We start from the raw sequence: 11,217 nt of genomic DNA on the forward strand, positions 1-11,217 counted from the left end.
GGGAGGGTCGAACATGAACACCATTACCAACAAGATCGCAGAAGGACGCCGCCTACTCGACGAAGCCACCCCCGGACCGTGGCGAGTCCAGAGGGACGCCACGTACGACCACATGAACGGAGAGGTTGAGACGTACAGCGTTGCCGCCGAGGGCGGGTTCCTGGATGACGCCGCTGATGCCGAGCTGATCGTGTGGTCCCGGAACAACCTGCCCGCACTCCTCGACAGACTCGAACGAATCGAACTCGAACGCATAGAACTCGCCGAAGCACTCGAAATGGCAGAGAATGTTGTCGGCTACGGCTGGCACATCGCAGAGCATGACGAACTAGTGGAACGCGCCAACGACTTGACTGCCATCGGCCGGGAGCACGACGAGTGCCCCGTGTGGTGTGACGAGTGTGAACGTTTCGAACACCAGCGGACGTGCGCTCACTGCAACGGGTCCGGAGTGGACGCAGCTGGGTGCGCGAAATCTGGCGCGTACGCAGAGTGCGAGTGGTGCGCCGGGGATGGGCGTGAGCATGGCCCAGATCCGGCTTCTGCGACGGCACATGCTGCGACGAACGCAATCGACCGCGTGCGCCACCTCGTTCACGACCACCTGATCGGCGACGACGTCGCAACCAATGCGCTCGGCCGGGCATTCCTCGCCGCACTGAACGCCGAGCAATAGCGACACGACAGGCCCGACAGCTGCCACCGCTGCCGGGCCTGTCCGCGCTCGCCGCCATAATCGAACCAGCAAGATCGCAAACAGGAGGAACCGCCCATGACAGACGCGACACCCCGCAACTCCGCCTACGCACTCCACAACGTCCTGAGCGAACTGGTACAACAAGGCACCGAGACATACGACCAAGCCTGGAAACGAACACTGGGCGTATCACCTGGATCCGCGGAATTCGCCCGCCGCCATGGCGAAGTAGTCAACCTCGTAGTCACCATCGGCCAACGCGGAGCATCACTGCCCGCCGGCGACTACCTCAAGGAAACCGTCGAGAGCTTCCTGGCACGCTGGTACGACGCTGTAGTGCAGCGCGGCGCATGGAACTCCACATCGAACGCAGTCAACGGCGCAGTACACCCCGACGCACTCCGCATGCTCCTGATGGTCGCCCGCGACTTCGACCACACCTTCAAGGACGACGGGCTCCGGCTCAACGACGCCAAGATCAACGCGCTCCTGGAGGCGGCCCGCAATATCCGCGAGCTCATCGCAGACGGAGAACTGCCCGATGACCTGGCGCGTCAGATGCTCGACCACGTCAATCACCTGGAATGGCTCATCTCGAAGGTCGAACTGTTCGGAGACCATCCGATCGTCCGGGAGGCGCAGGCCATCACAGGGGTAGGCGTGGGCATGTTCGCTCGCGTTGCCCAAGTCGGCAAGACGACAGCAACCAAGTTCATGACAGCAATCGGGATCATCGTTGCTGTAACCGCTGGCGCCGCCGAAGCCACCGAGAACGTGAACAACTTTCTCGAATCGGCGCAGGGCGTGTACGAGTCGGCGCAGGAGTGGCGCGACATCATCAATGGCCGGCAGAAGGCAATCGAAGCTCCGAGGAAGGCGATCGAAGCGCCGCAGGATGCTGATGGTGGTAGCGACGATGGGAACGTCGTCTACCTCGAGGGCGAGCCGGAGGGGAAGGACGAGAATGAACAAGTTGGGTAGGGCATAGCGCAATCATCTCGGTGAGTATCGGCCACCTGGACGAAAGGAACTCCTAACGTAGGTCGCTGACCTGCCCTGCTACCACTATGCGTAGCAGGGCGTAACTACGCCCCTACCGTTTAGGGCGTGCCTCCCACACGAACCCTCACGCTCACCGGCAGATCAGACGATCTCGTCCTCGTCGACGACAGCGCCGAAACCCGAGGCGTCGAAGAACTCACCGCCTACGAAAAGGCGGTCGACTTCCACATCGTCCACGGCAACCAGCGCATGTGCGTCGGCCTCGCCGTCGAAGAACTCTCCGAGTGCTGGCACGCCTCCATCGGGCAGGTGGACGAGACAGCCCCACTGCCGAAGTGGCCGGTGCGGATCGATCAGGACCCGCGCTGTGACTACAGCGTGCGCGTCGTGGTGGAGGTCCCCAAAGGCGCCGACCTGATCCAGGTGGGTGAGTGACTGTGACTGCACGCACCCGCAAGACCGACCTGCACGCCTACACTCCACGCCCCGCCGCAGTCCGCGCCGTCCGCTTCGCCCTCGACACCGACCGCGCCGTCGGCAACAAAGATGAGATCCGCGACCAGCTCGGTGTGCAGCTGCACGTGAACCGGTTCCGCGGCGAGTTCCACACCGCGAGCCTGCAGACCGGCCCCTACACGTGGGCGGGCGTCAACCAGGGGGACTGGGTGGTCAAGCACTCGGATGGCCGTCTCGAGGTGCTGGACGGAACGGAGTTCGAACGCCGCTACGCCAAGGACGGTGAGGCCGCGTGAGCTGGAACGACGCGATCATGTCCGCTGTGATGTCCGGTGTCCGGTCCGCCGGTTACACCCCTGTCGCCACCCCAAACGATGCCGCTGGCCTGGTGGCTGCGCTCGATGCTCTCCCGGGTGGCACGGTCATCCGTGGCACGAAGACCGGCACTGTGTACGAGGCGTGGGATATGCCGTCCGGGCGGTGCTGGTTTGCGATCGGCAACGAGTGTGAGGACACCACGGAGTACATCGTGGACAACGAGGATGGGCCGCTGGTGGTCCTGTACCGACCGGACACCGCCGCGTGAGCGGCCGCATCGTCAACCGGACAACCCCCGGACTCCGACGCCCCAAACCCCTGCACTTCCCCCAATGGGTGCACGACGAGATCACCAAAGAACTCGCCTGGTACGACCAGCACGCCATCGCCACGAGCCTGGACAGCGCGACCGGCACCAAGTTCGTCGGACAGGTGAACGACGAGGTGAGCCCGTACCGGTTCATCGAGAAGGCACTCGACACCGCACGTCAGGCACTCAGAGCGGAACCGAAGATCGTCGACTACCCGGGGCCTGGTGCGCTCGACCACTACGCCCGAGGGGGCGTCGTCCGTGTGAGCCGCACACCGGACATGGCGCCGGTCCAGCGGTGGTGGCGGGAGACCTTCGGATGACCGGACGTGGATGCACCATCGCCCAGTACCTCGACACCCTCACCGAGACTGACCGCAACATCATCGACACCCGCCTCAACGAATGGGGCGGCGCCAAAACCGTGTGGCAATGGCTCCTCTCCCGTGGTGTCCGCGTGTCCGTGTCCGCTGTCCGCACCCACAAACGCCGCGAATGCCCCTGCGGCTACCAAACCCAGGAGACCCTCGCCGCATGAGCCCAGGCCCCCACGTCCAGACGCTCGACGAGTTCCACGCCGCACTCGACCAGTTCAAGAAGACCATGGACCAGCTCACCCGCACCATGCCGCGCAGTTTCGGCACCCCGGACGACGAGGTGGCACGCCGGCGGGCCCGCAACAAATCCGCCCGCAAAGCCCGCCGCCGCAACCGGAAGGCCGCATGAGCACGGTCGCGGACGAACTCGCCGCACTCACACCCAAGCCCGACACCGACCCATACAACAAGGGCCGGATCGACCTCACCCCCGACGGCGCCGAAATCAGCAACGTCACCGTCGACAAACCCATCCACTCGGACTGGACACCGGTATTCGCCCTGTTCAACCTCGACGCATCCGTATTCGAGGTCGTCGACGACACCGTCCGCATGTCCACCTGGCAACAATCCGCCCGCGCCAAAGACGGCGACCGCGACCTCGTCCAGCTGTACTCCTACAGCGCCCGGTTCCGCCGCAAACCCCAAGGCCGCCTCCCAGACACCGAGATCGAGAAGCGCCGCAAGGCCGTCCGGTCATGGAAACTGCCCACCCGGACACGCCGCACCCGCCCCGGAACACCGGTCACCGCAGTGGTCAACCTCGCGGACATCCAGGGCGGCAAGAGCGAAGGCGGGGGAGTGGCCGCCACCCAGCAGCGACTCTTGGACGGCCTCGCCAACGTCGATCAGTGGTTGGATCGCATGGCCCGCGACCACAACATCACAGAACTGATCATCGCCAACAACGGCGACCCGTTCGAAGGCTGCGCCGGCAACTACGCCTCCCAACTGTTCACGGTGGAACTGAATCTGCGCGGGCAGATGAACTTCGTCCTGGACGTGTGGGAGCTCTACGCCAAGACCCTGTTCCCGCAGTTCGAACGGGCGCAGTTCGTGTCCGTCCTGTGCAACCACACCGAACTCGGCAGGTTTGGCGGCCCGAAGAATCAGACCTCCGACTCCGACAGTGGAGGCGCATTCCTCGCCGAAACACTGCGCCGCATCCTGTCGGCCCGGCCGGAGTTCGATCACGTGCAGTGGTCGATCCCGCATGACCAGATGAACGTCTACACCACCACGGTCGGGGGCGTCCGCTTGGGCTTCAACCACGGCCACAAGATCGCCGGCAACGACGCGACCGGCTTCACCAAATGGCTCGACGGTCAGGTCCGTGGCGATCTGGATGCGCACGCCACGCAGGTGTGGGTGACCGCGCACCGGCATCACTTCCAGGCGTTCGACCTGGGCTCGTGTTCGGTGTTCCAGTGCCCAAGTCTGGATGGTGGGTCGAAGTGGCTGCGGGACATGACAGGCAAGTACTCCCGCTCGGGGATTCTCGCGTTCCTCGCCAACCCTGCCAGTCCGTTGGGGTGGTCGGATATGGCGTTCCTGTGAGCGGGCCGCCGTTGGTGTTCGGGTTCGGTCGTACCGGCGGCCACGGACCCCACCAAATCGACTTCTGGTACTTCCCCCGGTGTGGTGCGGCGATCCTCGGGAACGACGGCGCGCATCGGGACGAGCTGGCTGACGTGCACAGGCGTTGGCACCACACAATCGACACGAAGGACACGCAATGAGCACCACCACGAACGACGGCTTCCCCTGGGACGTCGCCCCCGACCACCTCACCAACCGCTTCGCCCACCACCCACCCAAGGATCAGGCCACCATCTCGGCGCACGAGGACACCCGCACCGCGGCGCTGCTGTTCGCGATGATGGTCGACAAGAACGTGCCCGAGGGCCGTGAGAAGGCGTTGGCGTACACGAAGATCGAAGAGGCCATGATGTGGGCGAACGCCGGCATCGCCCGAGCCTGACCAACACCCTAACTCTCAGGAGAATCACTCATGGCTCGTGCCTTCACCAACCTCGAATTCGTCCTGATCGGACGCGATGAGTACGACAAGCTCACCGCTGACCACGCCGATGCCGCACAGCTTCGCGCCGATCTCGAGGACGTCCGCGAGAACTCTGCCCGGCACGCGGAAGGCGCCGCCGAGTTGCGCCGGAAGCTCGACTTCGTGGACAAGTTGGCGCGGGACCGACTGCAGTCGATGCAGTCCTTCGCAGACCAGCGCAACAAGGCGCGCCAGGAGCGAGACGACGCACGAGTCGCTTTCCGAGTAGCCCAGGAAAGCGTTGACTTGGCCCAGGCCCGCGCCGCGACCTTGCGTAAGGATCGCGACGCAGCCCGAGCAGAGCTCGAGCAGTGCCGCGCACTTCTCAACGCAGTCGAGACGATCAAGAAGACCGGCGGCGCAGTGCAGATCGGCGGCGTCCGCATCGAACCTTGCGACACGTACGGCAAGACCGACACCACCCGCGCCGTCGACGCGCTGCTGGACCAGGCCGAGGCCGACGCGCAGACCATCGACCGGATCATCCGGGACCGCGACAAGGCCCGACAGGAAGCCCAGCAAGCGCTCAAGATTCTGGGGGAGAAGCTCGACGAGGCACCGCGGTGGTTCGGCCTGCAGAACCCGTGGCTGACACAGTGTCCGGGGCCCGTGTGACCGGGGCGTGGATCACGCTCTGGGCGGGTCTCCTGCTGGCCGTAATCATGCAGGGTGACCCGCCCCGGCCCGCCTGAAACATCTTACCCACCAGTAGTAACACACAGTCACACCCGCGTCGCTCGAGAAAACCTCGCAACTACGACATACTCCCAACGAAGCTACGAACAACAGCTACGAAGGGAGACCAGGTGCCACAGGCGCTCTGCACCGGAAAACCAGGCTTCACCCAGCCCGGCGAATACCCCTTCTGGCACCTCAACCCCGACACGCAAGACGCACAGCAGCTGTGTTTCCATTGCCCGCTACGACGTAACTGCGCACAGCAAGAACTCGACGCAGCCGCACCGGACATCCCAGACGGTGTACTCATCGCCGGAATCATCTGCCGCGGCGACACCCGCACCCTGACCATGCTCCGCACCATCGCCGCACCCCCCGAACCCGAACCCCTCGCCGCCGTCATCCCCATCACCACCGCCCGGCGTGCCCCCCGTCCTCGCAATGCGTGGCCGCGCCCGTGTGTCGGGTGTGAACGCACGATGTGGCCGCGTCGTCGACATCGAGATGGGGTGGTGCGGCACAAGGCACGTGGGCTGTGCGATGCGTGTTACACGACCGAACGAAGGAGCCTCGCCGCATGAACGCGAGCGACATCCTCGACGCGATCGCCCGTAAGCATCGCGACTGCGCGCTCATCCGCGAAGTCCTCGTCACCGATCAGGACGCCGACCGATTCGCATCGGCAGACGCGTGGGTGGCGGCCGGCAGGCCAGGGAAGATGCCTCGATTCGAGCCGACTGCGCGCCGCATCGATGGTCTGCTGTTCAACGGAGGGCAGATCCGGACCGCGATCGAGGTCAAGATCAGCCGCGCTGATTACCAGCGTGAGAACGACGCCAAGCGGCGGCCGTGGATCGCTGTGACGAACCGATTCGTGTACGCCACTCCTGCGGGCCTGCTCCGACCGGACGAAATCCCTGACGGGTGTGGCCTGTGGGAAGTGGACGACGCCGGCCGCGTGACGATCGCCCGCAGGGCACGCATCAACCGTGATCCCGACCCGATACCTCATCAAGTCCTCGTCGCTCTCGCATATCGCCTCCACCGAAAGGCCGCCGCATGATCGCCCATGCCACCACCAACCCGCAGCGTCGCCGCGGTGACGCCATCCTCGCCGCGATGCAGGCCGGACGCGCCTACGCCGCCGAGACAGCCGCGGATCCCTCACAGCGCAGCAACTTCGATGCCGCGCACGCGATCGTGGACCGGCTGATCGCTGACGGATTCATCGACCTGTCCGCCACGACCGTGAAGGCTGCCGCATGATCGCCACCCCCGACCGCATCCCCCGCACCGCCCACGAACTCATCGAAGCCCTGGACGCCCGCGACCCGCAAACAGTCCCGCACGAAACCGCAGCAGTGCTCCGCATGAAGCGCAACGGCTGGCCCGGCCCGAAGATCACCGAGTTCTTCCGCCAGAAACCCACCACCACCGTCGACCAGCTCAACAAGGCGTTGGGTGAGGAGGGTGACGCAGCCTGGGCGGGGCGTCCGATCCACGATGCGACCGTGAAGGGGCGGGTGGCGTGAAGCGATTCCTGTTCGGGGTGCTCGCCGCGTACCTGACGGCGGGTTACCTGTTCTGGCATTCGATGTTCCGGAGTTGGGAGATGCAGCCATGACCCGAGAGACCGCCGACTCCTGGTTCACGTTCCTCGGAGTCATCGCCACCACCGCCCTCACCGTCGTATTCGTTTCGTCGGTCGCGGCCGGCCTGATCGTCGGCGCGCTCCACCTCGCCCAGTGGGTGCGTGACCGGTGACCGTGCACACCATCCAGTTGCCGTGGGACAAGCCGCTGCTCACCGCCAACCAGCGGATGCACTGGACCACCCGCGCCCGGTACACCAAGACCATCCGTGGCACCACCTACTTCCTCGCCCTCGACGCGAAGCTCCCCACCGGGCAGTCGCACGCCACCGTGGCGCTGCACTACCAGCCGCGGGACAACCGCAGGCGAGACGCCGACAACCTCGTTCCCACGCTCAAGGCGTGCTGCGACGGACTTGTGGACGCGTACCTGGTGGCCGACGACACGCCCGATCTGATGACGAAGTTGATGCCGATCATTCACCCCGCGGTGAAGGGGGAGCCGGCACGCATGTGGCTGAACATCGCCATCGACTCGAAGGACACCACCGAATGAGCGCTGCCGCCGACCTGTTCGTCCTGTTCCTCGATTCCGACGATGGTGTCGAGTTCCGCATGGGCGGCGAATACGACTACAACGCCCGCCGACGCGCGTTCGCCTATCGAAAGCCGGCACTCACATACGCCCGCAAGCACGGAGCGAAGGTGGCGCACATCCAGTTCCCGCCGCGTGGCGTCCCGGTCGTTGTGGGCGTCATCGACCCGAAGGACCACACCGCGTGACCATCTTCACCGCCGACGCAGACCGCCTCGTCCGCGCACTCGACACCACCCAAGCCTTCGCAGGCGACGACACCACCATCCCCGTACTCCGCTGCATCCGCCTCGAACGCCACGGCCGATACCTCCTCGCCGCAGCCACCAACCGATTCCAAATCGGATGCACCCGAATCGAGGTCGACTGGGCCGACGACGCCCCCGTCGACTGGACACACCTCCTGGTACGTGACGACATCGCACTCATCGTCGCCAACTACAAGGGCAAGAACTCGCGAATGCGGAAAATCACCGCGAGCGCAGCCGCCACCGGTGGGCTCACACTTTCCTGCACCGGATCGCCCGTCGCACTCACCACCGAGCACCAGGACGTGCAGTTCCCGAACTGGCGGCCACTTCTGGCACCAACCCTGGAGGCCGACGAGGGTGGACCGGCCGGCCTGCTGGACCTGGCCATGTTGAAGACATTCGACAAGGCTCGGTGGTCGACGTCGGATCACTTGCGGATCAAGTACGCGGGCCGCACCGATCGTCTCGCTCTTGTGCTGTGTGGGCATCACTTTGTCGGAGCTCAGATGCCGATTCGTGAGCCGGACGGCCAGGGGGAGTGGGCTGAGATCCTCGGGGGTGCTGAGTGACACCCGTCGAAGTCATCGCCAGAACGTGGGGCTGGCTCGGTCCTGACGCTGCACAGGTGGTCATCGATCGGCTCGAAGCCCACGGATACATCATCGTCTCGAAGGAACACTCCGCGTGACTCTCGCTCTCCTCCTCACCAACGCCACAGCAATCGCCCTCGTCATCGCCTTCGCCTGGCACCTCGGCAAACGCCGAGCCCGACGCGACTGGGAAACCACCATCGAACTCGTCGAACCCATCACCCTCGACCACAACGGACTCCCCGGCCTCCTCGACGGCGTCGAAGTGTTCATGCGCGCAGCCGACCAAACCATCGCCACCCACCCGGCATGGCCCGACGAAGACACCCGCGAACTCCGCGCCCGCCTGTTGGCCGAGGAATACGCCGAAACCATGGACGCCGACTACGACGACAATCTCGCCGAGTACATCGACGGGCTACTCGACGTGATCGTCATCGCCTGGGGATCGCTGCTCACCACCGTGGGCCAGGAGGTGGCGTACGCGGCCGCGGCGGAGGTGACCCGCAGCAATCTGGACAAGATCGGCCCGGACGGCACCGTGCTCAAGAGGAGCGACGGCAAGATTCTCAAGCCCGACAACTGGACTGGGCCGGATCTAGTCGGTGTCCTTGCCGCACACGGCTACCGGCAGGAGGCCGCAGCGTGACCCACGCCGCCTTCGCGCTGCCGCCCTTGGCCGGTGTTCGTGGATCAGCGCAGCAGCTCACCCAGCACTTGCCCGCCGACTCTGGCCCCGTCGTCGTGGAGTGCGCAGCCCTGCTCGCTGGAACAGGCGGATACGCCGACGAACTGATCCGGCAACTCCTGGTCGAGCGGCATGCCCTCAGTGTGGTGTTCCGCGGGCTACGTGAGCCGGAGTTCCGCAGCTACCTCATTCGCCAGGCCGCCGCCCATGGTGTGTCCGACCGGATCGCATTCGAGGAGCCGTCAGCGTGACCCCAGACGAGTTCACCCAGCGCGAGTTCACCCAGCGCATCATCCAATCGCCGCGCCCCTCCATCGTCGTATTCGGCATCACCGAAGAACGCACAACCCGCGACACCGTGCAGGCGGCACGAGAGTTCGCCACTGGCACCACATACCGCGTGCACGTCATCGACATCGGGCACAGCGCAGAGCTGGCCGAGGAGTTCCTCATCATGGCGTCGCCGACCATCGTCGTAATCCACCAGGGCACACCGGTCGCACAGGCGACGGGGTCGCAGTCGGTGGAGGAGATCGCCCGACTCACCGCAGGAGCCGCACAGTGAAGTACTTCTATGACACCGAGTTCCTCGAGGACGGCCGCACGATCGACCTGATCTCGATTGGGATCGTCGCCGAGGACGGCCGCGAATACTACGCGGTCAACGCTGACGCCGACTGGGGTCGCATCGCACGGCACCCGTGGCTGGTGGAGAACGTCGTCTCGAAGCTCGGCGTGAAGCGGTCCGAGCGGAAATCGCATGACCGCATCCGCGACGAGGTCGCCCGCTTCCTCGACCCGTTCCAGCCGTACACGAACCCGGCGCTGCGCGGACACCGCAACGTCGGCGCCCCCGAACTGTGGGCCTGGTACGGCGCGTACGACCACATCTGCCTCGCACAGCTGTTCGGCCGGATGATCGACCTGCCGCCGTGGATTCCGATGTGGACGAACGACCTGCGGCAGGAGCAGCACCGACTCGGCGACCCGAAGCTCCCCGCCCAGCCCGCTGGTCTGCACAACGCCCTCGATGATGCCCGCCACCTACGCGTTCAGTACGACGCACTTCTCGGAGCCGCCAAGTGACCGCGAAGACGTACCGCAAGAAGCCCGTCGAAATCCAAGCCATGCGCGTGCAGAAGCCCATCAGCAAGGTCGCCGAATGGTGCGGCGGCACCGTGCTCCGCGGCGGAATGCAGGCCACCAAGTTCATCGGCGTCATCATTCCCACCCTCGAAGGCAACATGCGTGCCGACATCGGCGACTACGTGATCCGCGGCGTACAGGGCGAGTTCTACCCGTGCAAGCCCGACATCTTCGCCCAGACCTACGACGAGGTACCCCAGTGACCACCATCGACAAGGCCAATGACTACGACCGGATCGCCACAGAACTCGCCGGCGCCCAGTCCACCATCGCCCACATGACCGAAGCCATGAGCTGGATCAGCGGCCACGACCGCACCGGCACCGACCATCTCAACGAGATGATGCAGGCCAGCGAAGAACGCGACCGCGCCGAAGCCAAGCTCCGGGACGTACAGGACCGCCTTGACAAGCTCATGCGGGATCTGCACGAGCAAGCCGAAGGGCTCGGTGAGTG

At 65.1% G+C, this 11,217-nt stretch carries 24 protein-coding genes; all 24 read left to right on the forward strand.

All coding sequences use genetic code 11. From position 1 onward, the window contains the following. Positions 1-13: 13 nt before the first annotated feature. A complete protein-coding gene (locus AIIKEEIJ_RS06010; RefSeq protein ID WP_161995190.1) occupies positions 14-676 on the forward strand; it encodes a hypothetical protein in 663 nt (220 codons plus the stop codon). A 96-nt stretch (positions 677-772) separates the two neighbouring features. Beyond that, the gene (locus tag AIIKEEIJ_RS06015; RefSeq protein WP_161995191.1) at positions 773-1,678 is read left to right on the forward strand and encodes a hypothetical protein; all 906 of its coding nucleotides are present in this window, start codon (positions 773-775) and stop codon (positions 1,676-1,678) included. 126 nt (positions 1,679-1,804) lie between these two features. Then, on the forward strand, positions 1,805-2,134 hold the full coding sequence (locus AIIKEEIJ_RS06020; protein WP_161995192.1) for a hypothetical protein: 330 nt from the start codon (positions 1,805-1,807) through the stop codon (positions 2,132-2,134). Beyond that, positions 2,131-2,451 (forward strand): hypothetical protein, encoded by a 321-nt coding sequence (locus AIIKEEIJ_RS06025; RefSeq protein WP_161995193.1) that lies wholly within the window; start codon positions 2,131-2,133, stop codon positions 2,449-2,451. Before AIIKEEIJ_RS06020 ends, AIIKEEIJ_RS06025 begins: the two co-directional genes overlap by 4 nt. Next, complete coding sequence (locus AIIKEEIJ_RS06030; protein ID WP_161995194.1) at positions 2,448-2,741, forward strand: hypothetical protein; 294 nt, start codon at positions 2,448-2,450, stop codon at positions 2,739-2,741. The genes AIIKEEIJ_RS06025 and AIIKEEIJ_RS06030 overlap by 4 nt, the downstream gene beginning before the upstream one ends. Beyond that, positions 2,738-3,106, forward strand: coding sequence for a hypothetical protein (locus tag AIIKEEIJ_RS06035; RefSeq protein WP_161995195.1), 369 nt, complete (start codon positions 2,738-2,740; stop codon positions 3,104-3,106). Before AIIKEEIJ_RS06030 ends, AIIKEEIJ_RS06035 begins: the two co-directional genes overlap by 4 nt. After that, entirely contained in the window at positions 3,103-3,321 is a 219-nt protein-coding gene (locus AIIKEEIJ_RS06040) for a hypothetical protein (protein ID WP_161995196.1), read from the forward strand. Before AIIKEEIJ_RS06035 ends, AIIKEEIJ_RS06040 begins: the two co-directional genes overlap by 4 nt. Next, complete coding sequence (locus AIIKEEIJ_RS06045) at positions 3,318-3,509, forward strand: hypothetical protein (RefSeq protein WP_161995197.1); 192 nt, start codon at positions 3,318-3,320, stop codon at positions 3,507-3,509. The genes AIIKEEIJ_RS06040 and AIIKEEIJ_RS06045 overlap by 4 nt, the downstream gene beginning before the upstream one ends. After that, entirely contained in the window at positions 3,506-4,717 is a 1,212-nt protein-coding gene (locus AIIKEEIJ_RS06050; RefSeq protein WP_161995198.1) for a hypothetical protein, read from the forward strand. Before AIIKEEIJ_RS06045 ends, AIIKEEIJ_RS06050 begins: the two co-directional genes overlap by 4 nt. Before the next feature lie 178 nt (positions 4,718-4,895). Continuing rightward, positions 4,896-5,141: an Acb2/Tad1 domain-containing protein gene (locus AIIKEEIJ_RS06055; RefSeq protein ID WP_161995199.1), complete on the forward strand. Its 246-nt coding sequence runs from the start codon at positions 4,896-4,898 to the stop codon at positions 5,139-5,141. 30 nt (positions 5,142-5,171) lie between these two features. After that, the gene (locus AIIKEEIJ_RS06060; protein ID WP_161995200.1) at positions 5,172-5,837 is read left to right on the forward strand and encodes a hypothetical protein; all 666 of its coding nucleotides are present in this window, start codon (positions 5,172-5,174) and stop codon (positions 5,835-5,837) included. Positions 5,838-6,477: 640 nt separating this feature from the next. After that, on the forward strand, positions 6,478-6,963 hold the full coding sequence (locus AIIKEEIJ_RS06065) for a hypothetical protein (RefSeq protein WP_161995201.1): 486 nt from the start codon (positions 6,478-6,480) through the stop codon (positions 6,961-6,963). Then, positions 6,960-7,166 carry a hypothetical protein gene (locus AIIKEEIJ_RS06070; protein WP_161995202.1) on the forward strand — a complete coding sequence of 69 codons (207 nt, stop codon included), beginning with the start codon at positions 6,960-6,962 and terminating at the stop codon, positions 7,164-7,166. The genes AIIKEEIJ_RS06065 and AIIKEEIJ_RS06070 overlap by 4 nt, the downstream gene beginning before the upstream one ends. Next, positions 7,163-7,432, forward strand: a complete 270-nt coding sequence (locus tag AIIKEEIJ_RS06075) for a hypothetical protein (protein WP_161995203.1) — start codon at positions 7,163-7,165, stop codon at positions 7,430-7,432. Before AIIKEEIJ_RS06070 ends, AIIKEEIJ_RS06075 begins: the two co-directional genes overlap by 4 nt. A gap of 88 nt (positions 7,433-7,520) precedes the next feature. Further along, complete coding sequence (locus AIIKEEIJ_RS06080) at positions 7,521-7,664, forward strand: hypothetical protein (RefSeq protein ID WP_161995204.1); 144 nt, start codon at positions 7,521-7,523, stop codon at positions 7,662-7,664. Further along, positions 7,661-8,047 carry a hypothetical protein gene (locus AIIKEEIJ_RS06085; RefSeq protein ID WP_161995205.1) on the forward strand — a complete coding sequence of 129 codons (387 nt, stop codon included), beginning with the start codon at positions 7,661-7,663 and terminating at the stop codon, positions 8,045-8,047. Before AIIKEEIJ_RS06080 ends, AIIKEEIJ_RS06085 begins: the two co-directional genes overlap by 4 nt. Continuing rightward, positions 8,044-8,274, forward strand: a complete 231-nt coding sequence (locus AIIKEEIJ_RS06090; protein ID WP_161995206.1) for a hypothetical protein — start codon at positions 8,044-8,046, stop codon at positions 8,272-8,274. The genes AIIKEEIJ_RS06085 and AIIKEEIJ_RS06090 overlap by 4 nt, the downstream gene beginning before the upstream one ends. After that, entirely contained in the window at positions 8,271-8,906 is a 636-nt protein-coding gene (locus AIIKEEIJ_RS06095) for a hypothetical protein (RefSeq protein WP_161995207.1), read from the forward strand. The genes AIIKEEIJ_RS06090 and AIIKEEIJ_RS06095 overlap by 4 nt, the downstream gene beginning before the upstream one ends. A 115-nt stretch (positions 8,907-9,021) precedes the next feature. Beyond that, entirely contained in the window at positions 9,022-9,576 is a 555-nt protein-coding gene (locus AIIKEEIJ_RS06100) for a hypothetical protein (RefSeq protein ID WP_161995208.1), read from the forward strand. Further along, complete coding sequence (locus AIIKEEIJ_RS06105; RefSeq protein WP_161995209.1) at positions 9,573-9,866, forward strand: hypothetical protein; 294 nt, start codon at positions 9,573-9,575, stop codon at positions 9,864-9,866. The genes AIIKEEIJ_RS06100 and AIIKEEIJ_RS06105 overlap by 4 nt, the downstream gene beginning before the upstream one ends. Continuing rightward, on the forward strand, positions 9,863-10,180 hold the full coding sequence (locus AIIKEEIJ_RS33935) for a thioredoxin family protein (RefSeq protein WP_161995210.1): 318 nt from the start codon (positions 9,863-9,865) through the stop codon (positions 10,178-10,180). Before AIIKEEIJ_RS06105 ends, AIIKEEIJ_RS33935 begins: the two co-directional genes overlap by 4 nt. Continuing rightward, the gene (locus AIIKEEIJ_RS32885; RefSeq protein WP_161995211.1) at positions 10,177-10,701 is read left to right on the forward strand and encodes a 3'-5' exoribonuclease domain-containing protein; all 525 of its coding nucleotides are present in this window, start codon (positions 10,177-10,179) and stop codon (positions 10,699-10,701) included. Before AIIKEEIJ_RS33935 ends, AIIKEEIJ_RS32885 begins: the two co-directional genes overlap by 4 nt. Continuing rightward, positions 10,698-10,964 carry a hypothetical protein gene (locus AIIKEEIJ_RS06120; RefSeq protein ID WP_338020911.1) on the forward strand — a complete coding sequence of 89 codons (267 nt, stop codon included), beginning with the start codon at positions 10,698-10,700 and terminating at the stop codon, positions 10,962-10,964. The genes AIIKEEIJ_RS32885 and AIIKEEIJ_RS06120 overlap by 4 nt, the downstream gene beginning before the upstream one ends. Continuing rightward, the coding region (locus AIIKEEIJ_RS06125) for a hypothetical protein (RefSeq protein WP_161995212.1) at positions 10,961-11,217 on the forward strand (257 nt) is incomplete at its 3' end. The genes AIIKEEIJ_RS06120 and AIIKEEIJ_RS06125, both read left to right, overlap by 4 nt.

The sequence above is a fragment of the Rhodococcus sp. YH1 genome (genome assembly GCF_009939605.1).
GTDB classification, from domain to species: Bacteria; Actinomycetota; Actinomycetes; order Mycobacteriales; family Mycobacteriaceae; genus Rhodococcus; species Rhodococcus aetherivorans.